Origin of the sequence: Pseudomonas sp. PDM05, from assembly GCF_014851685.1 — a bacterium.
In the GTDB taxonomy this organism is placed as follows: Bacteria; Pseudomonadota; Gammaproteobacteria; order Pseudomonadales; family Pseudomonadaceae; genus Aquipseudomonas.
Window position 1 is genome coordinate 29,677 of sequence record NZ_JACVAC010000021.1, and the last position, 25,596, is coordinate 55,272.

The 25,596-nt window shown below is 60.8% G+C and carries 27 protein-coding genes and 2 pseudogenes; 12 read left to right on the forward strand and 17 right to left on the reverse strand.

The features are described 5' to 3' along the window. Positions 1-56: 56 nt before the first annotated feature. Positions 57-659 carry a glutathione transferase GstA gene (gstA, locus tag IB241_RS25970; protein WP_192301035.1) on the reverse strand — a complete coding sequence of 201 codons (603 nt, stop codon included), beginning with the start codon at positions 657-659 and terminating at the stop codon, positions 57-59. A 96-nt stretch (positions 660-755) separates the two neighbouring features. On the opposite strand from gstA, the gene IB241_RS25975 reads away from it, so the two are divergent. The 3 genes and pseudogenes from IB241_RS25975 to IB241_RS28070 all read left to right on the forward strand — a co-directional run. After that, complete coding sequence (locus tag IB241_RS25975) at positions 756-1,625, forward strand: LysR family transcriptional regulator (protein ID WP_192301036.1); 870 nt, start codon at positions 756-758, stop codon at positions 1,623-1,625. Positions 1,626-1,793: 168 nt separating this feature from the next. Next, positions 1,794-2,567: pseudogene (locus tag IB241_RS28065) on the forward strand (PAS domain-containing protein); the annotation flags it as partial. Between the two features lie 120 nt (positions 2,568-2,687). After that, a pseudogene (locus IB241_RS28070) lies at positions 2,688-3,113 on the forward strand (methyl-accepting chemotaxis protein); the annotation flags it as partial. 145 nt (positions 3,114-3,258) lie between these two features. On the opposite strand, the gene IB241_RS25985 reads toward IB241_RS28070, so the two are convergent. The 5 genes from IB241_RS25985 to IB241_RS26005 form a co-directional block, all read right to left on the reverse strand. Further along, the gene (locus IB241_RS25985; RefSeq protein WP_192301038.1) at positions 3,259-3,747 is read right to left on the reverse strand and encodes a hypothetical protein; all 489 of its coding nucleotides are present in this window, start codon (positions 3,745-3,747) and stop codon (positions 3,259-3,261) included. A gap of 156 nt (positions 3,748-3,903) precedes the next feature. Next, entirely contained in the window at positions 3,904-4,323 is a 420-nt protein-coding gene (locus IB241_RS25990; protein WP_192301039.1) for a hypothetical protein, read from the reverse strand. A gap of 221 nt (positions 4,324-4,544) precedes the next feature. Further along, a complete protein-coding gene (locus IB241_RS25995) occupies positions 4,545-5,177 on the reverse strand; it encodes a glutathione S-transferase family protein (RefSeq protein WP_192301040.1) in 633 nt (210 codons plus the stop codon). A 323-nt stretch (positions 5,178-5,500) separates the two neighbouring features. Beyond that, entirely contained in the window at positions 5,501-5,917 is a 417-nt protein-coding gene (locus IB241_RS26000; RefSeq protein WP_192301041.1) for a hypothetical protein, read from the reverse strand. A gap of 353 nt (positions 5,918-6,270) precedes the next feature. Continuing rightward, positions 6,271-7,302, reverse strand: a complete 1,032-nt coding sequence (locus tag IB241_RS26005; RefSeq protein ID WP_192301070.1) for a LacI family DNA-binding transcriptional regulator — start codon at positions 7,300-7,302, stop codon at positions 6,271-6,273. A 213-nt stretch (positions 7,303-7,515) separates the two neighbouring features. On the opposite strand from IB241_RS26005, the gene IB241_RS26010 reads away from it, so the two are divergent. Continuing rightward, a complete protein-coding gene (locus IB241_RS26010) occupies positions 7,516-8,049 on the forward strand; it encodes a gluconokinase (protein ID WP_192301042.1) in 534 nt (177 codons plus the stop codon). Between the two features lie 84 nt (positions 8,050-8,133). Continuing rightward, a complete protein-coding gene (locus IB241_RS26015; RefSeq protein ID WP_192301043.1) occupies positions 8,134-9,486 on the forward strand; it encodes a GntP family permease in 1,353 nt (450 codons plus the stop codon). 160 nt (positions 9,487-9,646) lie between these two features. On the opposite strand, the gene alaC is transcribed toward IB241_RS26015, so the two are convergent. Further along, complete coding sequence (gene alaC / locus IB241_RS26020) at positions 9,647-10,858, reverse strand: alanine transaminase (RefSeq protein WP_192301044.1); 1,212 nt, start codon at positions 10,856-10,858, stop codon at positions 9,647-9,649. 196 nt (positions 10,859-11,054) lie between these two features. Between alaC and IB241_RS26025 the strand changes: the two genes are divergently transcribed. Then, on the forward strand, positions 11,055-11,534 hold the full coding sequence (locus tag IB241_RS26025; protein ID WP_192301045.1) for a GyrI-like domain-containing protein: 480 nt from the start codon (positions 11,055-11,057) through the stop codon (positions 11,532-11,534). Between the two features lie 101 nt (positions 11,535-11,635). Here IB241_RS26025 and IB241_RS26030 read toward each other — a convergent pair whose 3' ends face one another. Next, the gene (locus IB241_RS26030) at positions 11,636-12,145 is read right to left on the reverse strand and encodes a GNAT family N-acetyltransferase (RefSeq protein WP_192301046.1); all 510 of its coding nucleotides are present in this window, start codon (positions 12,143-12,145) and stop codon (positions 11,636-11,638) included. Positions 12,146-12,302: 157 nt separating this feature from the next. On the opposite strand from IB241_RS26030, the gene IB241_RS26035 reads away from it, so the two are divergent. After that, on the forward strand, positions 12,303-12,782 hold the full coding sequence (locus IB241_RS26035; RefSeq protein ID WP_192301047.1) for an SRPBCC family protein: 480 nt from the start codon (positions 12,303-12,305) through the stop codon (positions 12,780-12,782). A 301-nt stretch (positions 12,783-13,083) separates the two neighbouring features. On the opposite strand, the gene IB241_RS26040 is transcribed toward IB241_RS26035, so the two are convergent. Beyond that, positions 13,084-13,938 (reverse strand): LysR family transcriptional regulator, encoded by an 855-nt coding sequence (locus IB241_RS26040; RefSeq protein WP_192301048.1) that lies wholly within the window; start codon positions 13,936-13,938, stop codon positions 13,084-13,086. An 87-nt stretch (positions 13,939-14,025) separates the two neighbouring features. Here IB241_RS26040 and IB241_RS26045 point away from each other — a divergent pair, with 87 nt between their 5' ends. After that, positions 14,026-14,538: a multidrug/biocide efflux PACE transporter gene (locus tag IB241_RS26045; protein ID WP_192301049.1), complete on the forward strand. Its 513-nt coding sequence runs from the start codon at positions 14,026-14,028 to the stop codon at positions 14,536-14,538. On the opposite strand, the gene IB241_RS26050 is transcribed toward IB241_RS26045, so the two are convergent. Further along, entirely contained in the window at positions 14,437-15,195 is a 759-nt protein-coding gene (locus tag IB241_RS26050; protein ID WP_192301050.1) for an SDR family NAD(P)-dependent oxidoreductase, read from the reverse strand. The genes IB241_RS26045 and IB241_RS26050 overlap by 102 nt on opposite strands. Before the next feature lie 106 nt (positions 15,196-15,301). Here IB241_RS26050 and IB241_RS26055 point away from each other — a divergent pair, with 106 nt between their 5' ends. After that, a complete protein-coding gene (locus IB241_RS26055; RefSeq protein WP_192301051.1) occupies positions 15,302-16,198 on the forward strand; it encodes a LysR family transcriptional regulator in 897 nt (298 codons plus the stop codon). 51 nt (positions 16,199-16,249) lie between these two features. Here IB241_RS26055 and IB241_RS26060 read toward each other — a convergent pair whose 3' ends face one another. Both IB241_RS26060 and IB241_RS26065 read right to left on the reverse strand, forming a co-directional pair. Continuing rightward, positions 16,250-17,866: an inorganic phosphate transporter gene (locus IB241_RS26060; RefSeq protein WP_192301052.1), complete on the reverse strand. Its 1,617-nt coding sequence runs from the start codon at positions 17,864-17,866 to the stop codon at positions 16,250-16,252. A gap of 161 nt (positions 17,867-18,027) precedes the next feature. After that, positions 18,028-19,050 carry a transporter gene (locus tag IB241_RS26065; protein ID WP_192301053.1) on the reverse strand — a complete coding sequence of 341 codons (1,023 nt, stop codon included), beginning with the start codon at positions 19,048-19,050 and terminating at the stop codon, positions 18,028-18,030. Between the two features lie 261 nt (positions 19,051-19,311). Here IB241_RS26065 and IB241_RS26070 point away from each other — a divergent pair, with 261 nt between their 5' ends. Further along, entirely contained in the window at positions 19,312-20,940 is a 1,629-nt protein-coding gene (locus IB241_RS26070; RefSeq protein WP_192301054.1) for a methyl-accepting chemotaxis protein, read from the forward strand. 113 nt (positions 20,941-21,053) lie between these two features. Here the strand turns inward: IB241_RS26070 and IB241_RS26075 are convergent, their stop codons facing one another. The 3 genes from IB241_RS26075 to IB241_RS26085 form a co-directional block, all read right to left on the reverse strand. Next, the gene (locus IB241_RS26075; RefSeq protein ID WP_192301055.1) at positions 21,054-21,359 is read right to left on the reverse strand and encodes a PepSY domain-containing protein; all 306 of its coding nucleotides are present in this window, start codon (positions 21,357-21,359) and stop codon (positions 21,054-21,056) included. Between the two features lie 192 nt (positions 21,360-21,551). Further along, positions 21,552-21,845 carry a hypothetical protein gene (locus IB241_RS26080; protein WP_225595735.1) on the reverse strand — a complete coding sequence of 98 codons (294 nt, stop codon included), beginning with the start codon at positions 21,843-21,845 and terminating at the stop codon, positions 21,552-21,554. Continuing rightward, entirely contained in the window at positions 21,846-22,973 is a 1,128-nt protein-coding gene (locus tag IB241_RS26085) for a glycerophosphodiester phosphodiesterase family protein (RefSeq protein ID WP_192301056.1), read from the reverse strand. A 232-nt stretch (positions 22,974-23,205) separates the two neighbouring features. Here IB241_RS26085 and IB241_RS26090 point away from each other — a divergent pair, with 232 nt between their 5' ends. Continuing rightward, a complete protein-coding gene (locus IB241_RS26090; protein ID WP_192301057.1) occupies positions 23,206-23,529 on the forward strand; it encodes a DUF2025 family protein in 324 nt (107 codons plus the stop codon). 72 nt (positions 23,530-23,601) lie between these two features. Here the strand turns inward: IB241_RS26090 and IB241_RS26095 are convergent, their stop codons facing one another. Continuing rightward, on the reverse strand, positions 23,602-23,922 hold the full coding sequence (locus IB241_RS26095; protein WP_192301058.1) for an antibiotic biosynthesis monooxygenase family protein: 321 nt from the start codon (positions 23,920-23,922) through the stop codon (positions 23,602-23,604). After that, the gene (locus IB241_RS26100; protein WP_192301059.1) at positions 23,919-24,617 is read right to left on the reverse strand and encodes a CTP synthase; all 699 of its coding nucleotides are present in this window, start codon (positions 24,615-24,617) and stop codon (positions 23,919-23,921) included. The genes IB241_RS26095 and IB241_RS26100 overlap by 4 nt, the downstream gene beginning before the upstream one ends. An 80-nt stretch (positions 24,618-24,697) precedes the next feature. Here IB241_RS26100 and IB241_RS26105 point away from each other — a divergent pair, with 80 nt between their 5' ends. Next, the gene (locus IB241_RS26105) at positions 24,698-25,579 is read left to right on the forward strand and encodes a LysR family transcriptional regulator (RefSeq protein ID WP_192301060.1); all 882 of its coding nucleotides are present in this window, start codon (positions 24,698-24,700) and stop codon (positions 25,577-25,579) included. Positions 25,580-25,596 lie beyond the last annotated feature (17 nt).

Genomic DNA, 25,596 nt, shown 5'->3' on the forward strand with positions numbered 1-25,596 from the left:
AGTTTCAAGCCTGATGTGGGAGCTGCCTGGCTCCCACATGCTCATCCCATTTCAGCTCATTGAGCTTCTGCCGCCAGTGCCGCAATCACTGCCGGCCGCTGCCCGACCCTTTGTTCAAACGCCTGCAGCGCCGGCCATTCGCGCAGATCAATAGCGTGGAACGCCGCCCAGCGCAGCACCACGAACAGATAAGCATCCGCCACCGAATACTGCGAACCCAGCAGATAGTCCTGGCGCTCCAACGTCTGCACCAGAATCGCAAAGCGCTTGAACAGTGTGGCCTGGAACATCGCCCGCACTTCGCCCTGGATCGCGCCGTTGAAGAACACCGCCAGCCCGCCATGGATCTCGGTGGCAATAAAATTCAGCCATTCCTGCAAGCGCACCCGCTCCCAGCTGCCATTGGCCGGGGCCAGTCCGGCGGCGGGTTTCAGGTCTGCCAGGTATTGCAGGATCGCGCTGGCTTCGGTCAACACCTGGCCGTTGTCCAGTTGCAGTGCCGCCACGTAGCCCTTGGGGTTGATCTGTAGGAAGTCCTCACCGTTGGCCGTGGTTTTTGCCTGGTTATCCACCTTCACCAACTCAAATGGCAGCGCCAACTCCCGCAGCACGATGTGTGGGGCGAGGGAACAGGCGTGAGGGAAGTAATACAGTTTCATCGAGGGCAGCTCCGTTGGATTTGCGTCAGTCTCGCGGGCATGACACCGTGCGTAAAATTAAACCTTCAGAGCCCTGCCATAAGGACAGCTACTGCCATGATGAACCTGATGCACTGGCGCCTGCTGGTGGCCGTTGCCGACCACGGCAGCATCACCGCCGCCGCCGAGCACGTGGGCATGACCCAGTCCGCCGCCAGCCAGGCCATGGCAGGCATGGAGTCGACCCTGGGGGCGCAACTGTTTACCCGCGCGCCGCGCCAGACCTTGCCCACCGCCCTGGGCCTGAGTGTGATCGAGCAGGCGCGGGTGATGCTCGGCGCCTTGCAGGCGATTCGCAGCACCGTCGACGAAGCCAGGCCGATGTTGCGTGGAAGTCTTCGCATCGCCAGTTTCCCCATGGTGCTGGCGACGTTTCTGACGCCGCTGTTGCAGCGTTTCGCTCAACTGTACCCAGGCATCGACGTCACCACCCTGGAAGTCACCGACAACGAAGTGAACACCTTGCTCGACGCCGGCCTGATCGATCTGGGCGTGGTGCTCAACCCCAAGCCGGAGCGCAATGCCACGGTGTTGGGGCGCGACAACTGGCTGGCGGTGTTGCCGCAGGCGCATGCGCTGGCCCAGCGTCCGGCGGATGCCACGCTGACGCTGGAGGAGTTGTTGCAACAGCCGTTTGTACTGGCCACTGGCGGCTGCACTGCCAATGCCCGCAGCCTGGCCGCCGAGGCGGGGCTGACTTTGGCTGATATTCGCGTGCAAGTGCGCGAATGGAGCAGCGCCTTCAGCCTGGTGCGTGATGGCATCGGCGTGACCCTGGTGCCCGAAGTGACACTGCCTGTCCAGCGCCAGGGCCTGCGGGTGATGCCACTGGCCGTGCCCCTGCACCGTGAGTTCTCTTTGGTGGCCTCGCAAACCTGCCCGCCCTCCGTCGCTGCCCGCGCGTTGTTGAAAACGCTGGCTGACTAGTGGCCTTGCGTAGCGCCGAGCCCTGTCTATGCTCATCCAAAACCGATGATGACACTTGGCATATATAGCGTTTCGGATGGTTTGTTCCCCATGAAAAGCGTGCCAGCAGTATCCAACTGATGAATGGAATGCGCCTTCCAGGCGCCGGGACTCAAGGGTGATCTGACCATGTTCAACCGCCATCACAAAGCCGATCTGCGCGAAATCGAACGTTTCTCCTGCGCCCTGACCGAAGCCAACGCCAAACTCGCCGCCATCAGCCGTTCGATGGCGATGATCGAGTTCGATCGCAATGGAGTGATCCTGGATGCCAACGACAACTTCTGCAAAACCATGGGTTACAGCGCCGAGGAAATTCGCGGCAAGCATCACCGGATTTTTTGCGACGAGGCCTACACCCAAACCGAGCCCTACGCCAAGCTCTGGCGCGACCTGGCGCGGGGGGAGGCCATCAGTGGCACCTTCATGCGCTTGAACAAGCACGGTGAGGAGGTCTGGCTTGAAGCCAGCTACATGCCGGTGCTGGACAGTGACAATCAGGTACAGAGTGTCATCAAGGTGGCGTCGGACATTTCCGCGCGGGTCCACCATGAACACGAAAACCAGAGCCTGATCGATGCCATCGGCCGCTCCATGGCGGTGATCGAGTTTACCCCGCAAGGGCAGATCCTCAACGCCAACGACAACTTCCTGCGCACTGTGCAGTACTCCTTGGACGAAATCATCGGCCAGCATCACAGCATGTTCTGCCACCGCAGCGAGGTCGAATCGCCCGCCTATAAGGCGTTCTGGGCCTCGCTGAACCGCGGCGAATATCACTCTCACCGCTTTGAACGCAAAAGCAAATACGGCAAGACGCTGTTTCTGGAAGCGTCCTACAACCCGATCTTCGACACCAATGGGCGCCTGTACAAAGTGGTGAAGTTCGCCAGCGACATCACCGACCAGGTCTCGACCCTACGCAACGCTGCCGATTCGGCCCACGCCACATCGGTACAAAACGACGCCTGCGCGCGCAAAGGTTCGGAGGTGGTGCAGCAAACCGTGCAGATCATCGAAGAAATTTCCCAGGACTTGAACCAGGCCGCCGTGAGTATCGACGCGGTGAGCAAGCAGTCGGACATCATCGGCGCCATCGTGCAGACCATCCGCAGCATTGCCGAGCAGACCAACATGCTCGCGCTCAATGCCGCCATTGAAGCCGCACGGGCAGGTGAGCATGGGCGCGGCTTTGCGGTGGTGGCCGATGAAGTGCGCAGCCTCGCGGGGCGCACCAGCCAGGCGACGGTGGAGATTGTCGACGTTGTACGCAAGAACCACGACCTTTCGCTGAGCGCGGTGTCGAGCATGCAATCGAGCCTGAGCCGCACGGGGCTGGGTGTGGAACTGGCGAATGAGGCAGGGCAGGTGATCCTGGAAATTCAGGAAGGGTCACGGCACGTGGTGGATGCGATCAGTCAGTTCAATTCGACCCTGCAACTGCAATAACACCCGTAGTGAGCGGGCTTGCCCGCGCTGGGCGGCGCAGCCGCCCCAAATCCAGGCACCTCGGTCTTCCTGATCCACCGCGGCGATCTGTTTGGGGTGGCTTCGCCGCCCGGCGCGGGCAAGCCCGCTCACTACGGGTTGCGTTTTAGATTGCGGCGAGGGTTTCTTTTACGCTTTGAGCCGGGTCAGTGGCCTTGGCGGCAACCTGCTGCTCTTGCTGCTGCTTCAAGCGCTCGGCCACTTGCTTGGAAATCGCGTCCTGCTTTTCCTGCGTCATGTTCTGCACATCCGCTTCGGTCAAACCCTGTTCCTTGAGCAATTGTTCACGGATACGCTCGGCCGGAGTCTTGCTCATGTAATCGGTGAATTCCGAACGTGCCGCCGACGTGGCATTGACCGCTGGAACATCCGTGGTTGCCGCCTGCAACTGCACGCGGGTCTTGGCGAAGGCTTCGTCGATACGGTCGGCGGCCTTGTCCAGTTCCCTCTGCGCGGCCGGCACGGTAATGCTCTGCTGCGCCGCTTGCACCGCACCGCTGTACAGCGCGCTGGCGGCGGCGTTGGCGGGGTCCATATCGGAGCGCTTGAGCTGCTGGAGGGTCGTCACAGCTTGGGTGTTGTTGTTAACCAGCATGATCGGTCACCTGGGGAAATGTTCGTGTGCCACAGGTAGAGCAAATAGCGTGCCGATGATGAAGTGCCTATCAACGTGGCGGCTGGCCAATGAAAGCGGCAAAAAATGGCGGGTACGGGCCAATTTTTGCCGCAGCGCTGCCAGATCTTGCCTTCTTCATACGGTGCGAATGTCAAAGTCTCCTTTGAACGAATGGTCGGTGCCATCAACTTGCGCCACTACGTCGAATGTACCCGATGCGCAGCCCTTGGTCTGGTCGTAAGTGGTCAGATTGAGCATGCCACTTTTTGCCGGATAAGAGGTTCGTTGGCCGCTGCTTGTCTGGCGAAAGTAGCTCACCCGGACAGTGTCTGGAAACGGTTGCGGTACTGGAATAGGGCCTGGAACTACGTTACCGGGGAAGTCGATCTGGATGCCGGTAAAGCTATTGTTCTGGGTTGGTTGCAGGCCACTCAGCGTGACGCCTCTGGTTCCCGTGGGCGATTGGCGATAGCTGACATCGGTGGTGTTGATCTCGCCTTCGAAGGCAGTGGAATTCAGCCAACCCTCAGAGGCGTTAGGGGTGCTTTGTGTCATGTTCCTCTCCTTTTTTTGACGCCGCCGCTGCCCGATATGGACTAGCGGGCTCAGCAGTAAAGCGTCGTAAAAAGGCGGGGTCTACTGTCAGAACTGACAGTTGTTTCATCTGGCTGACGAAGGGTACCCCACGGGTCTGCAAGGACCTCGTCAGTCAAATGCCATGGGCGATCCAGCGTTTCGAGCGTCTCGAAAAGCCCTTTCCCGGTGCTGTCCTTCGCTCAGTTATGCCCGTCGAGGGCAAACGCCTGGAAACCCGGCCGTTGGCTGAGGCGTTGGTAATACGCCTCGACGGCCGGGTAGCGCGGATGCTCCAGCGGCGCGTTGCGCCAGCGGTGCACCGACAGGCCGACGAGGATGTCGGCCAGGGTGAACTCATCTCCAGCCACGTAGGCACCGGTCTTGAGCAACTGTTGTTCGAGCAGGCCCATCTTGCTGTTCCAGGCTTGCACACCGGCCTGGATGCGCTGCGGGTCCTGGTAATCGGGGTGCTGGCGTACCAGTGCATGGAACGCGTAGCCCCAGGACGGGTTGAGTTCGGTGGCTTGCCAATCCATCCATTGCTCGACGCGCGCCCGTGGCGCGGGTTCGGCGGGCAGCAGGTCATGGCGTTCGTAGAGGCCCACGAGGTAACGGCAGATGGTGTTGGATTCCCACAGCACACCGTGATCGTCGATCAGCACGGGCACCTGGGCGTTGGGGTTCAGGGCGAGGAACTTGGGGGATTGGGTGGGGGTGTAGCCGATGCCCCAGTCTTCGCGCTTGTAGTCGATGCCGAGTTCCTGGCAGGTCCACAGCACTTTGCGCACGTTGATGGAGGAAGTGCGGCCCAAGATTTTCAGAGAATGTCCCATGGTGCTTTCCTTGCGGTGGAGAGCAGCCAATCTAGCAGTGGACAGCAGCGACGGCGAGTGCGCACTGTCTATTTCTTTCTCACTGGAACCCAGATCCTTCAACTATTGTTGACGGATCTGCTCGCGATGGATGTTCTCATGCAGTCTGTTAATTCGGAGTGCATCGATGGAACTGGCGCGATGATTTCGGCAAGGCGTGGCCTGTCGTAGGCCACGTCTTATTGCGAGCAGTTATATAATGCAGCGAAGTTGCGACGTGCTTGATAAGCTGAGTGTCGGTATTCTCATCTGATAAAATCTTTGTTGAAAAGGTGGTTGTGTTTCTATCTTTGCGTAATATTGAACTCGATTGCAAACTTTTCATTAGCCCCGTCGCGGTTTGATATGAAGTTGGATTTTCCCGTTAGGTGCGATATTTTTTCGATGTAAGTCATCTCGAAAGTACCAGTGTCTGCGTTATAGAACTCACCACTGCCATTGCTGGGGTTATAAAGGCCAAAGGCCCAGGGCCTGCCATCGAAATCGGTCACTTGGAAGTCTCCCTTAGACGTACCATCCACGAGTGCGACATTGAGTTCAATCAGGATCCTATCGCCAGATGGAGATGATACTAACCCCGCCACGATCATGACCCCATTGGCCAAGAAATAAAAATCTGTAGCGTGATAAGCGCCGAAGGGCGATTCAGTTACCCTAAAGTAACCTGTGAACTTAGGGTTTTTGTTGGGTGTGGGGTTCATGGTGGATTCCTCTCGCGTTTTTTATGCGGTGTATCTCTATTTGGAGATGGGTCGAGTATGGGCGGCGAGAGTGGTGTGTCTACTGTCATACTTGACAGTGGTAGCCACGTATCTGTTGACGTATGGTTTAAGGTTTTTATATTCGAGTGGGGGGTGGTGTTTTTTATTTCGCTATAGCAAGTTTCGACGTGTCGCTTTTAGTGCTTGGAAATGAATTGAGTGGTTGATGCAAGCCGCACCAGCGCAGCCGAAGGTGCACTCAGCGGTGGGTCAATTATCGGGTGCAGTGGTGGCTACTCAGCAATCGGCGCCAAGTACCCTCCCACAGGTTTAGTGTGCTCGGCTTTTGAGCGTCAGGTACTTTCGCGCACCTGCAACTCAAAGCCCATATCCACCACCGGCTTGGCCACCTTGTTGCCCGCCATGATCGTCAACAGATGCTCTGCTGAACGCCGACCAATTGCTTCACGCGGCGTGCTGATGCTGCTCAGGCGCGGCACCATGAACGATGACGACGGCAAGTCGTTGAAACCCAGCACCGCCACGCGTTCCGGCACCTTGATGCCGTGGCGCAGGGCTTCGAGCAGCGCGCCCTGGGCCAGGTCGTCATTGCCGAAGAAGATCGCGTCCACATCGGGATGGGCGGCCAGCAACTGCAGGAACAGTTCGCCTCCCAGGCCCACGGAGGACGGGCGTGGCGTCAGCACTTCCAGTGCCGGGTCGTACAGGCCGGCCTGTTGCAGCGCCCGGCGGAAACCTTCGCCACGCAGCAGGGTGCGTTGGTCCAGTTGCGCGCCGATATACGCCAGGCGCTTGCGCCCACGGGCCAGCAGGTGCGCCGCCGCCGTTTCACCGGCTGCCAGTTGCGAGAAGCCTACGCAGTTCACGCCGGCGTTGGGGTCCAGGTCCATCATGTAGACGCAGGGAACATTGCTGCTCTCGACCATCCGTCGGGCGCTCTCGGTCCGGTCGAAGCCGGTCAGCAGCAAACCCCGTGGCTGGTAGGCCATGTAGTTGCGCAGCAGGTTTTCTTCTTCATCGCGCGAATAGTGGGAGTTGCCGATCAGCACTTCAAAACCCTTGGGCCGCAGCACTTGGTGGATGGCTTCGAGGGTTTCGATAAACAGCAGGTTGGACAGCGACGGCACGATCACCACCACCGAATGGCTCTGGGCCGAAGCCAGGGCGCGGGCGGCGGGGTTGACCACGTAATTCAACTCGGCAGCGGCGTGCTGGACTTTTTCGACCAGCTCTGTCGCTACGGTGCTGATGCCGCGCAGGGCGCGGGAGGCGGTAATCGGGCTGACGCCAGCGAGGCGGGCGACTTCGTTGAGGGTCGGGCGACCCGTGGTGCGCAATTTTTTATCGTTCTTGGAGGTCATCAGGCGGCTTGCCAAACAAAAATCGAGGCACTAAGGTAGCGCTGTCTCCAAAAGGCTGCAAATTCTTGAACAAAGGGTTGCCTGATCCTGTTCAAACGCTTGGAGCGGATGCACGCGTCACTCCATAAAAAAAGACAAGACGGCGCGGGAAAAGCCTGTTTTTGCACTAGCCTTACAGCGTGCAAAGGTAGCGCTATCTGCGTCCTGAGGTGTTTCATGAGTCAACCTGTTACTGCCCTGGTCATCATGGGTGTTGCTGGCTGTGGCAAGACCAGCGTCAGCGAAGCCGTGTGCCGTCTGAACGGCGCTACCGCCATCGAAGGCGACAGCTTCCACCCTGCCGCCAACATCGAAAAGATGAGCGCCGGCCACCCCCTCAACGACGACGACCGCGCCGGCTGGCTCGACATCCTTTGCGATGAACTGCGCCGTTCGCTAAAAGCCGGCGAACACCCGGTGCTCACCTGCTCGGCCCTCAAGAAGAAATACCGCGACCACCTGCGCGAAGCCGCGCCGGGCCTGGGTTTCGTGTTTCTGGAGTTGAGCCGTGAAGTGGCGTCCGACCGCGTGTCCCATCGACCCGGCCATTTCATGCCGGCAAGCCTGATCGACAGCCAGTTCGCCACCCTTGAATCGCCCGTGGGCGAGCCGCTGACCCTGGCCCTCAACGCCAGCGTCGACAGCGTCGAGCAATTGGCCGAGCAGACCCATGCCTGGTGGCTGCAACACGGCTTCGAACCTTCCAAGTGATTTTTTGCCGGAAAAGATAGCGCTATCTACGGCAGGAAATTCAACACCCGCTTTAATAACAACAACAAACAGGAGAGACCCCCCATGTTTGGCATGTCCCACGAGTCCTACCTGCTGCTAGATGCAGTGGTCACTATCATCGGGTTGATCGTTCTGATCACCAAGTTCAAGGTTCATCCGTTCATTGCACTGATCATCGCGGCCGGCTTCCTCGGCCTGACCTCGGGCATGCCCGTGGACAAGATCATCAAGGCGTTCCAGGACGGCTTCGGCGGTGTGCTCGGCTTTGTCGGCATTATCCTCGCGCTGGGTACGATGCTCGGCAAGATGATGGCTGAATCCGGCGGTGCCGATCAGATCGCCCAGACCCTGATCCGTGCCTTCGGCAAGGAAAAGGTCCAGTGGGCCATGATGTTCGCCGCGTTCCTGGTGGGCATCCCGCTGTTCTTCGAGATCGGTTTTGTACTGCTGATCCCGCTGGTATTCATCGTCGCGCGCCGCACCGGCGTGTCGCTGATCAAGATCGGCATCCCGCTGCTCGCCGGCCTCTCGGCGGTGCACGGCCTGGTGCCACCGCACCCGGGCCCGCTGCTGGCCATCGGCGTGTTTGGCGCGGACATCGGCAAGACCATCCTGTACGGCCTGATCGTGGCACTGCCGACCGCCATCATTGCCGGCCCGATCTTCGGTACGTTTATCGCCAAGTACATCCCGGGCAATCCGTCCCAGGAACTGGTCGATCAACTGGCCCGCGAGTCGCAACACAAGTCGCTGCCGAGCTTCAGCATCACCCTGATCACCGTGCTGCTGCCGGTGTTCCTGATGCTGCTGAAAACCTTTGCCGACATCGGTCTGCCGGACGGCCATATCGTGCGCAACTGGATGGACATGATCGGTCACCCGATCTCCGCCCTGTTGCTGGCATTGTTGCTGTCGCTGTACACCTTTGGCCATCGCCAGGGCATCCACTCCAAGCAGATCCTCAAATTGCTCGACGCCAGCCTTGCGCCGACCGCCGCGATCATCCTGATCATCGGTGCCGGTGGTGGCTTCAAGCAGATGCTGGTGACCAGTGGTGTGGGCGATGTGATCGGCCATATGGCGGTGAACGCACAGATCAACCCGATCCTGCTGGCGTGGCTGGTGGCGGCGGTGATCCGCGTGGCGACCGGTTCGGCGACCGTGGCGACCATTACTGGCGCGGGCATCGTGGTGCCGGTGGTGGGCATGATTCCAGGGGTTAACCGCGAGCTGCTGGTGCTGGCGACGGGGGCGGGGTCGTTGATCCTGTCGCACGTCAACGATGCGGGCTTCTGGCTGGTGAAGCAGTACTTCAACATGACCGTGGCGGAAACGTTCAAGACGTGGACGGCGATGGAGACGATTCTGTCTGTGGTCGCGCTGATCTTCATCATGCTGTTGTCGCTGGTGGTGTAACAGGTACACCACAAAGGTAGGGTTCAAACCCAACCCAAATGTGGGAGCGGGCTTGCTCGCGAATGCGGTGGATCAGTCACCCAATACATTAACTGATCCACCGCATTCGCGAGCAAGCCCGCTCCCACAGTTTTGACCATATTCCTACAGGTTGATCGGGTCAGGCTTTAGGGCCTAGGCCATCAGCCCTGAACATCCCGCGAATCCCCCGCACCGCCTGCCGTATCCGGTCCTGGTTCTCGATCAGCGCAAAGCGCACATGATCGTCGCCATACTCACCAAAGCCGATGCCCGGCGACACACACACCTTCGCCTCCAGCAGCAGCTTCTTGGCAAATTCCAGCGAGCCCATTTCGGCGTACGCCTCGGGAATTTTCGCCCAGACGTACATCGACGCCTTCGGATTTTCCACCATCCAGCCCAGTTCATGCAGGCCCTTGACCAGCACGTTGCGGCGCTGGCGATACTGCTCGGCAATGTCCTTCACGCACTGTTGGTCGCCTTCCAGCGCGGCAATCGCCGCCACTTGCAGCGGGGTGAAGGTGCCGTAGTCGTGGTAGCTCTTGATGCGCGCCAGGGCGTTGACCAGTTCCGGGTTACCCACCATGAAACCGATGCGCCAGCCGGCCATGTTGTAGCTCTTGGACAGGGTGAAGAACTCCACCGCAATGTCCTTGGCACCGGGCACTTGCATGATCGACGGGGCTTTCCAGCCGTCGTAGACGATGTCGGCGTAGGCCAGGTCGTGGATTACCAGCACGTCATATTGCTTGGCCAGGGCGATCACGCGCTCGAAGAAGTCCAGCTCCACGCACTGCGCGGTGGGGTTGGACGGAAAGCCCAGGATCATCATCTTTGGCTTGGGGATCGAGCCGCGAATCGCCCGTTCCAGCTCGGCGAAGAAGTCCACGCCAGGCACCAGCGGTACCGAGCGCACCTGGGCGCCGGCAATCACGGCACCGTAGATGTGGATCGGGTAGCTGGGGTTGGGCACCAGCACGGTGTCGCCCTGGTCCAGGGTGGCCAGCATCAAGTGCGCCAGGCCTTCCTTGGAACCGATGGTCACGATGGCTTCCGACTCGGGGTCGATGTCCACTTCATAACGGTCCTTGTACCAGCGCGAAATCGCCCGGCGCAGACGCGGAATGCCTTTGGAGGTGGAGTAGCCGTGGGTGTCTTCACGCTGGGCCACTTGTACGAGTTTCTCGACAATGTGCGGCGGCGTGGGGCCGTCGGGGTTGCCCATGCTCAAGTCGATGATGTCTTCGCCGCGCCGACGCGCAGCCATCTTCAGCTCGGCAGTGATATTGAAAACGTAAGGGGGGAGTCGATCTATGCGCGCAAAGCGGCGCGGCGAACCTTGGTCGGCCATTGTTGCCTCGAGAGTACGTAAGCGCCCGGAACCGTCCGAGCGACGTTGGCCACTGCGGTGGCCTGCGGGGCAGACAATACGGTCGATGATGGCCAGTTGTCCAGATGCGTAGGAAAATTTTCTGCTTGGAGTGCAGCGTCGATATAGCCCTATACTCGATGCGGGTTTGTTCCCCTATAAGAAGGAGACTGTTCCAATGGATCAGCAGACAACACAACCGTTAGAGCCACGCATGGAAGAGGGTAAAGCCCTGGTGATCGCCGGTGTACAAGGGCGTTATTCGAAGGCCACCGTGGGTGATATTCCCAAATTGTGGGAGTTGTTCGACACCTGCATCAAAGACATCAAGCAACGCGTCGGCGGCGTGACTTACGGGGTGTGCCATAACCCCAACCACGGCGAGTTCGACTACATGGCCGGGGTTGAAGTGCCGCGTAAAAGCGATGTGCCCGGTAACTTCGAAACCGTTGAAATCCCGGCCCATCGCTACGCCGTGTTCCCGCATTACGGGCCGGTACAGGCGCTGGAGCAGACCTATGAACGCATCATGTTCGAGTGGTTGCCGCACTCGGGCTTCAAGGTGGCGGGGCCGGATTTCGAGCGTTACAGCGCGGATTTTGATGTGACGAAGGGCACGGGGACGGTGGAGGTCTGGCTGCCGGTGGAGCCCAAGTAAACCCATCGATCTCTGTGGCGAGGGCGCCTGCTGGCGCTGGACTGCGCAGCAGGCCCCTCGCTGGGGGACGCTTCGTGCCCCAACGGGAGCAAGCGCCCTCGCTACAGGTCTAGCGTCGTTGACTCGGCAATGGCGCATTTCAACCTGCGCTCATACCCCGCCCGCGCCTTGTACGCCTCCCCGCAATCCACCCATCCAGCTCCAAGATACAAGCCCATTGCCGCCACATTTTCGGTGTCCACCGACAACTCGATCCCCTTGATCTGCGGCCACGCCAGCAACGCCGCAGCGGGCAGCGCCTGCAAGCACGCCTTGCCGAACCCGCGCCCTTGTTGGCCACGATCGACTTGCAGCGCATGCAGCGTGGCGCTGTGCTCGTCGGCCCAATGGGGCAGGCACGGCGGGCGTTTGAGCAGCAGGAAAGCCACGGGCTGGTCGTCTGCGAGGAGGGCGAAGCCTTTGATGCCAGGGTTGGGGTTGACCCGCAGGCTGTTCAGCGCGCAGTAGATGTCGCCGCAAAACGGCAGCTGTTCGGGGTGCACTTGCAGGCTGTCGAGCTGCTGTTTTTGCAACATGCTCAACGTCTCATAGGGGACGAGGCGGGTTTCCATCGGGGCTGCATCCCAAATACTACAAAGAGGCGCGGATTCTAGCGGGTTTGGCGCCGGTCTGGTCGAGTGCCACCTCCCGGCGCTGCGAACTATAGTGAATGCCGTGCACCGTTGACTCTCTGAACACAACAAACATAAGACTCAGGAGGTTTATTCCATGTCTACCCAACCTGCCGAATTTGAGTTGTCCATCAGCCGTGTGATCGACGCGCCCCGCAGCCGAATGTTCCGCGCCTGGACCGAGCCGGCTCTGCTGCAACAATGGTGGGGCCCCCACGGCATGACCACCCCTGAGTGCGAAATGAACCTGTGGGTCGGTGGGCTGTTTCGCACCCTGATGCGCGCGCCCGACGGCAGCGAATACCCGACCGAGGGCGTGTTCCTGGAAATCGTCGCGCCCCAGCGGCTGGTGTTTACCGATGCGTTCAGGCCGGGGTGGATGCCCTCGGGCAAGGCGTTCATGACGGCAGAAGTGACGTTGCAGGAGGTCGAGGGCAACAAGACGCTCTATACCGCGCGGGCGATGCACTGGAGTGCTGAGGATAAACAGGCCCACGAAGCGATGGGCTTTCATGACGGCTGGGGCCAGAGCCTGGATCGCTTGGTGACGCTGGTCACAACCGGCATGCGCGATTGACCAGGCGGTAGGCGATCAACACTGTGGGAGATTCTATGGGTGAGGGGCAGCATATCCGCCAGCAGTACCGCCGCCTTCGCAGCCTCGCCAAAGCTCGACAACTGCCACAGGGAATTGGCAGTGCCTGGGCGATCTCCTGCCGAGCGCCTACTGCCCATCAACACCGATCACCTGTGGGAGCGGGCTTGCCCGCGAAAGCGGCGGTTCAGCCAACACCTCCACCAACAGTGCCGCCGCCTTCGCAGCCTCGCTAAAGCTCGACACATTTGCTCTGCATTGTTGCGCCCAGCATATTCGGGCATCACTCCAACATCTTGCCCAGTAACCAGCTCCCCGCCGGCCCCGGCGGGTGGTGGCGGGACCACAGGGCATCCACCGCCACCGACCGTGGCCAACTGCGGGCCTTGAGCTCCACCAGGCGGCCGCCGTCAAAACGCTCCACCAGCCAGCGCGGCAGCGGTGCCCAGCCAAAGCCGAGCTGGGCCATCTCCATCAACATCAAGTAACTGGGCGCCGACCACACCCGCCCGCTGGCACGGGTTTCAGTCGGGTTGATGATACTCGCCAGGCGCAGTTCGCGGTGTTGGCGCAGGGTGTCGACGGGGATGCTTTTCAGCCTGGCCAGCGGATGTTCGGGCGCGGCAAACAGGGCGATTTCCGTGCGCTCTTGCACTGGCGCGCCGGTGAGGTCGGGCGGGTAAGTCTCCTGTTGTTCGATAAACGCGATCTGCGCCCGGCCGCTCTGTACCAGGGCGATCAAGTCTTCGCACTCGGCGATCAAGCATTCCAGTTCAAGGTCCGGATAACGCTGTTCAAACGCACTGAGGGCCACTTCAAAGCGGTCGGACTGGTAGGTGTCGGACATCGCAATCGTCAGCTTCGGCTCCAGGCCCTGGGACAACTGGCTCGCCGCCAATTCCAGGCGGCTGCTGGCTTCCAGCACCTGTTCGGCGCGTTGCAGCAACACATGCCCGGCCGGGGTCAGCGTTGGCTTGCGGCTGCTGCGATCAAACAGCACCACGTCCAGGTCGATCTCCAGGCTCGCCACCGCCGCGCTGACTGTGGATTGGCTCTTGCCCAGCTTGCGCGCCGCCGCCGAAAACGAGCCCTGGGTCGCCGCCTGGACAAACGCCTGGAGCACTTCATGTGAGGCCATGACTATCGCCTTGATCGATGGTTATTGGTTATGAAGTATCGGCACAAGGGGTAATGATGGCAACCTCTTCACTCACGGAGCCGGGCCATGACCCCTACCAAATCGATGACTGAACGTGTGTGCCAAGCCCTCGGCTTTGAAGGCCTGGCCTTGTTGATCTGCACCCCGTTGCTGGTGTGGATCACCGGCCGGCCGGCGTTGCAGATGGGCGCTGTCACGCTGGGGATCAGCCTGCTGGCGCTGACCTGGAACATCATTTTCAACAGCCTGTTCGACCGCCTCAAGGCGCGTCTGCAACTGGCCAACAACAGCGGCACGCGGGTGCTGCATGCGCTGATGTTCGAAGGCGGGCTGATCCTGGTGTGTGTGCCGTTGATCGCGGCGTGGCTGAACATCAGCTTGATGGACGCGTTTATCCTCGATATCGGTGTACTGCTGTTCTTCCTGCCGTACACCTATGTCTATCACTGGGTCTATGACGTGCTGCGTGACAAGTTCCTACAGAAACATGCCGCCCGAGGCCTCGATGCGCTGCCCGGTGATCCAGTGGCTGCCGTCGGCCAGCAAGAGGGAAATGGCCCCGCCAATGTCGTCCGGTAAACCGGCGCGGCCCAGGGCGGTATTGTTGGCGACCATCGTGTTCAATGCGGCGTTGTCACGCACGGCGCCGCCGCCGAAATCGGTCTCGATGGCACCCGGTGCAAGGATGTTCACGCTGATGCCGCGACCGCCCAACTCCTTGGCCTGATAGCGCGTGAGCACTTCCATTGCGCCTTTCATCGCGGCATACGCGGCATAACCCGGCAGGCTGAAGCGCGCCAGGCCGCTGGAAATATTGAGAATGCGACCACCGTCGCGGATCAGCGGCAGCAGCTTCTGGGTCAGGAAAAATGGACCTTTGAATTGGATCGCCAGCAGTTGGTCGAACTGCGCCTCGGTGGTCTCGGCAAAGCTGGCATGGGCGCCGATGCCAGCGTTATTGATCAGAAAATCGAAGCGCTCCTGTGCGAAAACATCCTTGAGCAAAGTGCCGACGTCGCCAACAAAATCATTGAAGGTCGCGCTTTGGCCCACATCCAGTTGCAGCATCGCGGCACGGCCGCCCAGCGCCTGGATCTGCTCGGCCACCGCCTGGGCTTCGGCCGCAGCACTGTGGTAGGTGCCGATGATGTCGACGCCTTGTGCTGCCAGGTGCAGCGCGGTGCTTTTGCCCAGGCCACGGCTGGCGCCGGTGATCAATGCGATTTTACGGGTCATGGTGCAATCCTCTCGGGTGGTCAGTGGGATTGAGTGTATTTGTCCGGTCATTACGTGATAAACAGCGCTATACCGGAATCACTGGCCGGATAAAGCGAACAATCCCATGAACAAACTTGAGCTGTTGCGCACCTTTGTGCGCGTTACCGAACTGTCGAGTTTTACCGGCGCGGGCGAGAGCCTGGGGCTGCCGCGCTCCACCGTGTCCGAGCATGTGCAGGCGCTGGAAGAACTGCTCGGCACGCGCCTGCTGCAGCGCACCACGCGCAAGGTCCAGGCGACCCAGGATGGTCGCGTGTTGTATGAGCGCAGCAAGGACTTGCTGGCGCACATGGACGAGCTGGAAGGGCTGTTCCGCCAGGATGAAGCGCAATTGAGCGGGCGCATTCGCGTGGACATGCCCAACGTGATGGCACGGGAATTGATCCTGCCGCGCCTGCCCGAATTCATGGATGCGCACCCGTTGATCGAGCTGGAAATCAGCAGCACCGACCGCCAGGTCGACCTGCTCGCCGAAGGCTTCGATTGCGTACTGCGCGTCGGCGCGCAGCCGGACCAGACCGTCGTCGCGCGGCTGCTGTGCCGCCTGCCGATGATCAACTGCGCCAGCGCGGCGTACTTGCAACGGTATGGCGTGCCCCAGACGCTGGCCGACCTCGCGCATCATCACCTGGTGCATTATGTGCGCCCGTTGGGCTCACGTTCGGCGGGGTTCGAGTACCAACAGGGCAACAAGGTGCAGCGCATTCCCATGGCCGGGCGGGTCACGGTCAACAGCACCGACGCGTACCGTGTGGCGTGCCTGGGCGGGTTTGGGATTACCCAGGTGCCGGCCCTGGGGATTCGCGAGTTGCTGGCCAGTGGGGAACTGGTGGCGGTGTTGCCCGACTACCCGGCGCCGCCGTTGGATGTGTCGTTGCTGTACGCCGGTCAGCGGCACTTGCCGCAGCGAGTGCGGGTATTCATGGATTGGTTGGCCACTCTTTTACAGTCGCAGTTGTAGCAAATGTGGGAGGTGGCTTGCCCCTCCCACATTTTTTTACCCTCTGCCGGGTCAGAAGAGTTTGGTGAATAGCCAGTAGAGGCTGCCCGACAACACAATCGCCGCCGGCAACGTCAACACCCACGCCATCAACAGATTGCGGATGGTCTTCATCTGCAACCCGCCGCCATTGGCCACCATGGTTCCCGCCACACCGGACGACAGCACATGGGTGGTCGACACCGGCAAGCCAAACATATCCGCCGCGCCGATGGTCAGCATCGCCACGGTTTCCGCCGAAGCCCCTTGGGCATAGGTCATGTGGGTCTTGCCGATCTTCTCGCCCACCGTCACCACGATGCGTTTCCAGCCGACCATGGTGCCCAGGCCGAGGGCGATGGCCACGGCGATCTTCACCCACAGCGGGATAAAGCGCGTGGAGTTGTCGATCTGTTGCTTGAACAGTTGCAGCTTGCTTTGGGTATCGGCGTCGAAATTGCCGACCTTGCCCTTGTCCATCAAGCGAATGGTTTCGCTGGTCAGGTACATGTCGTTACGCACGTTGCCCACCGCTTCGGCGGGGACTTTGGCCAGGGAGCCGTAGCCTTTGACCTGCTCGCCGATCTGCCCGGCGAGGGCGGCGAGGGCCGGGATCAGTTGCGGAGTGACTTCCTTGGTACTGACGTACGCCGACAGAATCGGCCGTGGGTTGCCCGGCAATGCCTGCGGCGCGCTTTTCGCCAGCGCCACTTGGGTCACTTCGGCCACGGCGGCAAATTGCAAGGATTGCTCGGCGGGCATGGTGCGGTTCAGCGCGTAGGCCATTGGCAACGTGCCCACCAGGATCAGCATGATCAGGCCCATGCCTTTTTGCCCATCGTTGGAGCCGTGGGCGAACGACACGCCGGTGCAGGTGGCGATCAGCATGCCGCGAATCCACCACGGCGGCGGGGTGTCGCCTTTCGGCGCCTTGTACAGCGAGCGGTTCTTCACAAACGCGCGCAGCGCCAGCAACAGCAGGGCGGCAAAGCCAAAGCCGATCAGCGGCGACAGCAGCAGCGCGTAACCGATCTTGGTGGCCTGGGCCCAATCCACTCCGCTGGTGCCGTCACGCCCGTGCATCAAGGCATTCGCCACGCCGACGCCGATGATCGAGCCGATCAGGGTGTGGGACGACGAGGCCGGCAAACCCAGCCACCAGGTGCCCAGGTTCCACAGGATCGCGGCGATCAGCAGGGCGAAGATCATCGCGAAACCGGCCGACGAGCCGACCTGCAAAATCAGCTCCACCGGCAGCAGGGCAATGATGCCGAACGCCACGGCACCGCTGGAGAGCAGCACGCCGAGGAAGTTGAAAAAGCCCGACCACACCACCGCAAAATGCGGCGGCAGCGAGTTGGTGTAGATCACCGTCGCCACCGCGTTGGCGGTGTCGTGGAAGCCGTTGACGAACTCGAAGCCCAGGGCGATCAACAGCGCCACGCCGAGCAGCAGGAAGGGGGTCCAGGTGGTGACCACCGTGCCCAGTTCGTGCATGTCGTGCATCAGGCTGTAGGCGGTGAACAGCAGGCCCATGGCGAGCACGGCGAAGAAAATGATCACCGTGAGCAGGTTGGGCTTCTTGTCCAGCCGGGGTTTGGGGTCTGCGGGGGAGGCGTGCGTGGAGGCAGTCAGGGAAGGGGTGGCCATGCCGGAGCATCCAGTGTGAGAGGGATGCTGCCCATGATCATTGCAGAATGTTACAGAGATGCTGCCATATGTCAGTGTTTCAATGATTGAAGATGCCGCTGGTCGAGATCACACCGCAGGGCCAAATGTGGGAGCGACCACATTTTCAATGGCGTTCCAGTTCAGTAATCCTTGCGTTTGCGGAACGCCCAGCGCCCTGCAATCAGGGTAAAGGTCGCGACCAAGGCCACCAATATCCAGAAGCCTTCCGGGTCCTGGGAAAGCGGCACGCCCCCCACGTTCATGCCGAAAAAACCGGCAATGATGTTGATCGGCAATGCCAGCACCGTCACCACCGTCAGGGTGAACAGCGTGCGGTTGCTTTGCTCGTTGAGGTTGGCGGCGATCTCTTCCTGCAACAGCTTGATACGCTCTCCGAGCGCCGTGAGGTCGTTGATGATCAGCGCAAACTCCTCGGTGGATTTGCGCAACTCCTTCACGTCTTCCTTTTGCAGCCACTGCGGTGGGCGGTTGAGCAGGCGCAGCAGCGAGCCCGGTTCCAGCGCCAGCAGGCGTTGCAGGCGCACCAGCACCCGCCGCGCGGCACCGAGTTCGGCGCGGTTGGTGGACAGGCGCGAAGACAGCAACTGGTCTTCGATATGGTCGACGCTGATGCTGGTCTTGCGCACGATCTGCGTCAGCACCTCGCCCTGATCGCGCAGCAGATGCACGAGCAACTCCAGCGGCGAACGGAAGCGTTCCCCGGCCTTTACCGACGAGCGCAGTTTGTCCACCGAGTGCAACGGTTGCAGGCGTGCACTGATCAGCAGGCGGCTGCGGGCGCACACCCACAGCGTGGAAATATCCGACGAGACCATGCTGCTGAAGTTGAACACCACGTCGTTGACCACCGCCAGCAAGGCCGAGTCAACGTGTTCGATACGGGTGGAGCGTGAGCCTTCGTGCAGGGCTTCGAAGAACTCATCCGGCAATTCCAGATGCTTCTGCATCCAGCGTTCGCACGCGGCATGGGCCAGGTTCAGGTGCAGCCACAGGAATTCTTCCGGGTCTTGTGGGGCCTGTAGCGCAGCCAGTGCGGTGGCCGAGTCGATCTGTTCACCCTTTTCGCCTGGGCGAAAACGAAAACCGTAGAGCAAGCCGAACAGGTCGGAGTCCTGGTGGCTGTGGTCAATGCTGTGATTCATGGAGGCTCGCAGGGAAAGGGCCTGTAGGACGTTTCACAGGTCGCGTAGCTGAATCATTGCAAGGAGATTTGACATTTTTGTGACGGTTTTCTGTTTATTTCGCCGGCATGACGTTTATTTGACCATTTGTCAGGAAGCGTTCAAGAACCCTCTAGCCCGGCCGATTCAAGCGGTATGAACCGCCGTGGATGGACGGTGCCTTTGATGACAAGGATGTTGTGGCGTGCATGCACGAACTTCTTGTATCGAGGCTTTACCCCGATGAACGTTTTGCGTACCTCCTTGAGAGCACAAATCCTGTCGCTACTCGGTGGCAGCCTGCTGGCGATGCTGTTGATCGCCCTGGCCTGTTTCAACTTCCTGTCCAATGGGGTGCAGAGTTATCGCAGTTTGATCGATGGGCCGTTGCAAACCTCGCAGTTGATCGACGAGGCCAACCTGCAATTCAAGGTGCAAGTGCAGGAATGGAAAAACGTTTTGCTGCGCGGCAAGCAACCCCAGGACATGGACAAATACTGGGGCCAGTTCCAGGACCGCCAGCGCGATGTACAAGGCATCCTCGCCCGGCTGGTCACCCAGACCCATGACGATGCGGCCTTGAGCCGACGTATCGAGACCCTGCGCCAGGAACATCAGCAACTCGGTGTGGCCTACCAGAAAGGCCGCGACGCCTACGTGGCAGCTGGCAGCGATGCCGCGGCCGGCGATGCCGCCGTCAAAGGCGTGGACCGCGCCGCCAGCGACCAGATGAGCGCGCTGGTCAGTGACCTGCGTGAGCAAGGCGCGAAACAATCCCTTGCCATCAGCGCCTATGCCGAACGCACGGTGATCGTCGGTCTGGCGATCATGCTGCTGTCTGGCGTATTGATCGGGCTGTTCAGCCTGTGGTTGATCAACCGCAACTTGATCCTGCCGATCCGTGGCTTGATCGACTACGTGACCCAACTGAGCCACGGCCGCTTTGCCGAGCGCGTCGCCAGCCGTCGCCAGGACGAACTCGGCCACCTGGCCGCTGCCGCCAACACCTTGCGCGACTTCCTCGCCGAAACTTTCAGCCGCTTGCAGCGCAGCGCCACTGATCTGGTCAGCGCCAGCGGCGAGTTGAATTCGATTGCCGGGCAGATGAGCGCCGGCACCCATGAACAATTCAACCGCACCGACCAAGTCGCTACGGCGATGACCGAAATGTCGGCCACCGCTCAGGAAGTCGCACGCCACGCCGCTAGCGCTTCACGCGCTGCCGATGAGGCGGATCACTCGGCCCGTGAAGGCGGTGAAGTGATGCAAGTCACCATTGCCACCATCGGCCAGATGCGCAACGAAATCCTCAACACCGGCACCATCATCCGCCAGTTGGAAACCGACAGCGTGCGTATCGGCAAGGTGCTCGAAGTGATTCGCGCAATTGCCGAGCAGACCAACCTGCTGGCGCTCAACGCCGCGATCGAAGCGGCACGTGCAGGCGAGGCCGGGCGTGGTTTTGCGGTGGTGGCCGATGAGGTGCGCAGCCTGGCACAACGCACGGCGGCGTCGATCATCGAGATCAACCAGATTATTCACGCGGTGCAAACCGGCGCGGTGGATGCGGCCGAGGCGATTGTCAGTGGCCAGGCGAGCAGCGATGCGAGTGTGGAAAAAGTCGCCCAGGCCGGCGCCATGTTGACGCACATCACCCAAGCGGTGGAGGCGATTCGTGACATGAACCGGCAGATTGCGACGGCGGCCGAAGAGCAGACATCGGTGGCCGAGGATATTTCGCGCAACATCACGCAGATCACGACGGTGGCGACGGCGAATATGGATAACGTGCAGCGTACCGAAGCGGCGAGTCTGAACTTGCGGGGCTTGTCGGGGGAGTTGAATGAGGTGACAGCGCGTTTGGGCGCTTGATCACAGTGTGGGAGCGGGCTTGCCCGCGAATGCGGTGTATCAGCGATGAATGAGTCAACTGACACTCCGCCTTCGCGAGCAAGCCCGCTCCCACATGGGGTTCTGCGTTTTGATCAAGTATCCAGTTTGTTTTCCAGCACTTCGCCGGTCTTGGCGTCGAGCTTCACGTCCCACTTCTTGCCGGTGGTGTCGGTCAGTTCAACTTCGTAGACCAGGCGACCGGCCTTGTCCTCCAGCTCGGTGTCGTGGATAACGGCGCCAGGGTGTTTGGCGAGGGCGTCTTTGTTGAGTTGTTCAAAAGGCTTCACCGCGCCGGATTGCAACAGGCTTGGAATCTGGTCAGGGCGAACGTCGGCTTGAGCCAGGCCGGCGGTCAGGGTCAAGGCGGTGGCGGCGAACAAAGCGGTCAGGGTTTTCATCGTGTGGGTCCTTTTGGGGTGAGCTGTTTAAGTGGCCTCAGGTTAGTCAGCGCAACTTAACTCACCCTTAATTATTTCAAGCAGTTGCGCAGTTTGTTCAATTCGTCGGGCGCGGCGGGTTTCATGCCGGGGGCTGTGGCAATCGCACCTGCTGTTGCTGGTGTTCGCGGGCACTGCGTTTTATCGCGATGCCTAGCGCACGGCCTCCAAGGACAGGTCTGCGTGCAACAACGGGGCGAGATCGAACACGGCAGGCTCGGCACATAGCACCGATACCTCACCCTGGCTCTCAAGAATGGCGTGGGGCTGACGCGAAGGGATAAACAGACGATGGGCTCTGGTGACCTGGCCATCGAGGTTGACCGTGATCGGCGAACCGTTGGAGCACATCACCTGATGCGCATGGGGCGCGGTACGCCCCAGCTCGCCGATGATCAGGCCGTAGTCACGCCCCAACCACAGGCGGCCTGACCAATGGGCCTTCACTCAGTACTTATAGTCGTTCAGCAAGTCCTGCACGCTGGACGACGGCCAGCGCTTGTAGAACTTCAGCAGTTCGGCCGCGCGGTTGGTGAAGATGCCGTCCACGCCAGCCTTCATCACCTTGTCGAAGTCCACCGGCTCATCGACGGTGTAGACGTGCACCAGCAGGCCTTTGTCGTGGGTCAGCTTGTTCATTTCAGGCTTGACCAGGTTCGAATAACTTTGATCGCCATGGGCGGTCAGCTCAGCCGACGGGCCAGTGCCGATGGCGCCGAGGCTCTTGGCTTCGTCGACCCACTTTTCGAACTCGGCGGCGTCTTTCGGCTCTTGCTTGGCATAGTAGGCGGCCTTGGTGGTTTCGCCGGACTCGGCGAACGTCTGCTTGGATTTTGGCTCGATGCTGCCTTCACCGACCCACAACAGCAGGATTTTCGGGGTGTTCGGCATCTCTTTTTGCAGCTCGACCAGGCTCGACTTCTCGAAGGTTTGCAGCACCACGCGGCCCTTGCCCTGGCCGACACCGGTGTTGCTCTTGCCCAGCTTGGAGCCGGCGGAACTCAACCAGCCTTTATCCAGCAGCTTGTTTTTCAGGTCGGCCTCGATGCCCGGGAATTGCTTGGGCTCCTTGGTCTCGATGTACAGGCCGGGTTTGTGCTGTGGGTTGCCTTCGGCGATCTTGATGATGTCGTCCAGGCTCTGGATTTTCAGGCCGACGAAACCCGGGCGGGCGCGGTCCGGGTAAGCGGCGTTGAACCAGCTGCCGGCGTCGAGGCTTTGCAGTTCTTTCCAGGTGAATTCGTTGGCCGGTGCGTCTTTGCGCTCGGGGAACTTGGTGGCCACGTCGGTGGTGCGCTGCAGGTTGTTGTCGTGCAGGGCGAACAGCACGCCGTCCTTGCTGCGTTGCAGGTCCATTTCCAGGTAGTCGGCACCCAGGTCGCGTGCAACTTTGTAGGCGGCGGCGGTGGATTCGGGAGCGTCGTACGAGGCGCCACGGTGAGCGATGACGGCGGGATACGGAATGCCTTCGTTTGTCGCCAATTCAGCCGGGCTGATCGGATCGGCAGCCTGTGCCTGGCCGAGGCCAAGCGTCAGGGCGAGCAGCAGGGCGCTCTTGGTGAACGTGACAGGCATATGCGAAGTCCTTTCGTGGAGGTAGCTTTGAGAAGGCCTCCTTTTTAACAATTGATTGCGAACGGCGCCATCACCAAACCGACATTAACGTGCGCATGCGCCAATTTTCTGGGTTTTTTTGCGGTGCATTGCAGTACTCTTGCCCGAAGCTTCCCCGACAGAGGGCGGCAATTTCTGCCACGCGTGTAAACCATCTTTCCAGTCCCTGTGGGACTTTTCAGTGAGGTTTACCATGCGCATCACTTCCGAGCTTATCTGCCAGGCTGCCGACAGACTCCACGGTTTTGTCGGACTGAACCGCAAGACCGGGCAGTACATCGTGCGTTTCAGCGAAGACTCCTTCGGCATGGATGTGGCCGATGACGGCATCATCCCCACCGCCGAATTTGTCTGGCTGCCCGCCGAGGATGACACCATGACGTTGTCCCGCGAGCGCATCCAATTGCTGCTGGACCAGAACATCGACGACCGCATCAACATCAGTGAGCCGCTGCGGGTGTACATGCGCCGGGTCGAGATCCCGCAGATTGCTGCGTTGCGCAGTCTGGTCAGCTAGCTACCTGTTTGCGAGGTTATAGAGAGCCAAATGTGGCAGCGGGCAAGCCCGCTCCCACAGGGGGGCAGCATTTCAGTTCTGGAACGCATAGTCCCGTTCGACTTTGCATACCCGTGTCTGAAACGCCGAGTACCAAAGGGCCCGTCCTTGCTCGCGCACGGCACTGTGCTCGGCCTGCCGCTTCCACGCCAGGATCGCCGCCTCGCTTTGCCAGTACGACACGGTGATCCCCAGGCCATCCTCCCGCGCCGATTCCACCCCGAGAAACCCCGGTTGCCCACGCGCCAGTTCCAGCATGTGCGTGGCGGCCGCGCCGTAGCCGTGATCGCCCTCGGTGCGCAGCGAGCTGAAAATCACTGCGTAGTAGGGCGGGGTTGGTGTGACGGCGATCATGCGGACACCTCCCGGCAGGCGTTGAGCAAGGCCATCGCCAGCGGCGGCGTGATGCCGTTGAGGGCGGCGCGTTCGGGTTGGAACAAGGTGGCGACGAAAAACGGGCGATCGAGCAACTCCACCGCGCGCAGATCGCCCGCCGAGTCGTGGCCGCAGGCAATCAAGTCGCCTTCGAGCAGGGCATCGAGAAACTCGCGATTGACCCCGTAACGGCAGCGATAGCCCTCTTCAAGGTCCAGCGTGCCGTAGGCCTCGGCGATGCGGGTGTAGGGCGCCAGACGCACGCGGTCGGTGGCTTCCACCAGGGCGCAGCTCAGCGGCGCGATCACCGCGCGTTTGGCCTCGGGGTTCAGTTCGCCATGTTGCGCATCCGCCCAGCCCAATACGTGGCGGGCATATTCCAGCACTGCGTGCTGAAAACCGCCGCAGGTGCCGAGGAACGGTCGCCGCTGCTCGCGGGCAAAACGGATGGCTTGCAGGGCGCCGTCGGTGTCGCGATAGGGGCTGGCGGGCACGCACCAAAAACCGTCAAAGCCGTGCAGCGATGGCAAGTTGTCGGTGTCGAGCCATTGCAGGTGAACGGTCAGGCCAAGCCTGTCGGCCGCCTGTTGCAGGGCCACGGGAATGGCTTGGTGCGCGGTGACAGCGGGGTGGTATTCGCCGATCAGGGCGAGGTGCAGCGTAGAGGCGTTCATCGTGTGCATCCCATGGCTTGTGGTGTCCTGGGGCGCACTATAAATTGGCGTTCACGCAATCAATATTGGCGTTTACCCATATGTTCAATGCGTCAACGCACTATCAGATTGACTACCCCGACTTGTCGCTGATCCTCGCGCTGGTGCGCGGTGGCTCCCTCGCGCGGGCGGCGGCGTTGTTGCGGGTGGACGTGTCCACGGTGTTTCGCGCAGTGCGGCGCCTGGAGGCGGCATTGGGCCAGACGCTGTTTGAAAAAAGCCGCGCCGGCTACTTGCCCACGGGCTTGGCGCGGGACCTGGCGCAACAGGCCGAACGTGCCGAACAAGCGCTGGAGGCGGCGCGCATTGGCGTGGAGCAGGGCGGTGAAGTGATCAGCGGCACGGTGCGCCTGACCTGTACCGACTCGGTGTTGCAAGGGTTGCTGCTGCCTGCCTTGGCGCAATTCATGCCGGATTATCCGGCGCTGACCCTGGAGCTGAGTACGTCCAACGACTTCGCCAACCTCAGCCGCCGCGATGCGGACATCGCCCTACGCTTGACCAAGACGCCGCCGGAGCACCTTGTAGGACGCTGCCTCGGCAACGTCGCCTACCAGGTGTGTGCGAGCCCGGGTTTTGCGCGTGAGCATGCCGGGCGCGAGTTGGCCGAACTGGCCTGGATCGCTCCGGATGATTTCATGCCGGACCACCCGACGGTGGCCTGGCGTCGCGAGCACCTGCCGGGTGTACGCCTTGGTTATCGCTGCAACAGTATGCTGTCGGTCACCGAACTGGTGCGTGCCGGGCTGGGTGTGGCGGCGTTGCCGGACTTTCTCCTGGATGAGGGCTTGCAACCGATGGGGCCGACGTTGGCAGGGCATGGCACGGCGTTGTGGTTGCTCACCCGTCCTGACTGCCGGGCGTTGCGCTCGGTGGTGGCGTTGTTTGATGAATTGGGGCGGCATATCCGGATGAAGCCCTAGACCCAAATCAAAAATGT

Excerpts from the sequence above, each read along its gene's own strand:
- gstA (WP_192301035.1), bottom strand. The coding sequence starts at position 659 with ATGAAACTGTATTACTTCCCTCACGCCTGTTCCCTCGCCCCACACATC.
- IB241_RS25975 (WP_192301036.1), top strand. The coding sequence starts at position 756 with ATGATGAACCTGATGCACTGGCGCCTGCTGGTGGCCGTTGCCGACCAC.
- IB241_RS25985 (WP_192301038.1), bottom strand. The coding sequence starts at position 3,747 with ATGCTGGTTAACAACAACACCCAAGCTGTGACGACCCTCCAGCAGCTC.
- IB241_RS25990 (WP_192301039.1), bottom strand. The coding sequence starts at position 4,323 with ATGACACAAAGCACCCCTAACGCCTCTGAGGGTTGGCTGAATTCCACT.
- IB241_RS25995 (WP_192301040.1), bottom strand. The coding sequence starts at position 5,177 with ATGGGACATTCTCTGAAAATCTTGGGCCGCACTTCCTCCATCAACGTG.
- IB241_RS26000 (WP_192301041.1), bottom strand. The coding sequence starts at position 5,917 with ATGAACCCCACACCCAACAAAAACCCTAAGTTCACAGGTTACTTTAGG.
- IB241_RS26010 (WP_192301042.1), top strand. The coding sequence starts at position 7,516 with ATGAGTCAACCTGTTACTGCCCTGGTCATCATGGGTGTTGCTGGCTGT.
- IB241_RS26015 (WP_192301043.1), top strand. The coding sequence starts at position 8,134 with ATGTTTGGCATGTCCCACGAGTCCTACCTGCTGCTAGATGCAGTGGTC.
- alaC (WP_192301044.1), bottom strand. The coding sequence starts at position 10,858 with ATGGCCGACCAAGGTTCGCCGCGCCGCTTTGCGCGCATAGATCGACTC.
- IB241_RS26025 (WP_192301045.1), top strand. The coding sequence starts at position 11,055 with ATGGATCAGCAGACAACACAACCGTTAGAGCCACGCATGGAAGAGGGT.
- IB241_RS26030 (WP_192301046.1), bottom strand. The coding sequence starts at position 12,145 with ATGGAAACCCGCCTCGTCCCCTATGAGACGTTGAGCATGTTGCAAAAA.
- IB241_RS26035 (WP_192301047.1), top strand. The coding sequence starts at position 12,303 with ATGTCTACCCAACCTGCCGAATTTGAGTTGTCCATCAGCCGTGTGATC.
- IB241_RS26040 (WP_192301048.1), bottom strand. The coding sequence starts at position 13,938 with ATGGCCTCACATGAAGTGCTCCAGGCGTTTGTCCAGGCGGCGACCCAG.
- IB241_RS26045 (WP_192301049.1), top strand. The coding sequence starts at position 14,026 with ATGACCCCTACCAAATCGATGACTGAACGTGTGTGCCAAGCCCTCGGC.
- IB241_RS26050 (WP_192301050.1), bottom strand. The coding sequence starts at position 15,195 with ATGACCCGTAAAATCGCATTGATCACCGGCGCCAGCCGTGGCCTGGGC.
- IB241_RS26055 (WP_192301051.1), top strand. The coding sequence starts at position 15,302 with ATGAACAAACTTGAGCTGTTGCGCACCTTTGTGCGCGTTACCGAACTG.
- IB241_RS26060 (WP_192301052.1), bottom strand. The coding sequence starts at position 17,866 with ATGGCCACCCCTTCCCTGACTGCCTCCACGCACGCCTCCCCCGCAGAC.
- IB241_RS26065 (WP_192301053.1), bottom strand. The coding sequence starts at position 19,050 with ATGAATCACAGCATTGACCACAGCCACCAGGACTCCGACCTGTTCGGC.
- IB241_RS26070 (WP_192301054.1), top strand. The coding sequence starts at position 19,312 with ATGAACGTTTTGCGTACCTCCTTGAGAGCACAAATCCTGTCGCTACTC.
- IB241_RS26075 (WP_192301055.1), bottom strand. The coding sequence starts at position 21,359 with ATGAAAACCCTGACCGCTTTGTTCGCCGCCACCGCCTTGACCCTGACC.
- IB241_RS26085 (WP_192301056.1), bottom strand. The coding sequence starts at position 22,973 with ATGCCTGTCACGTTCACCAAGAGCGCCCTGCTGCTCGCCCTGACGCTT.
- IB241_RS26090 (WP_192301057.1), top strand. The coding sequence starts at position 23,206 with ATGCGCATCACTTCCGAGCTTATCTGCCAGGCTGCCGACAGACTCCAC.
- IB241_RS26095 (WP_192301058.1), bottom strand. The coding sequence starts at position 23,922 with ATGATCGCCGTCACACCAACCCCGCCCTACTACGCAGTGATTTTCAGC.
- IB241_RS26100 (WP_192301059.1), bottom strand. The coding sequence starts at position 24,617 with ATGAACGCCTCTACGCTGCACCTCGCCCTGATCGGCGAATACCACCCC.
- IB241_RS26105 (WP_192301060.1), top strand. The coding sequence starts at position 24,698 with ATGTTCAATGCGTCAACGCACTATCAGATTGACTACCCCGACTTGTCG.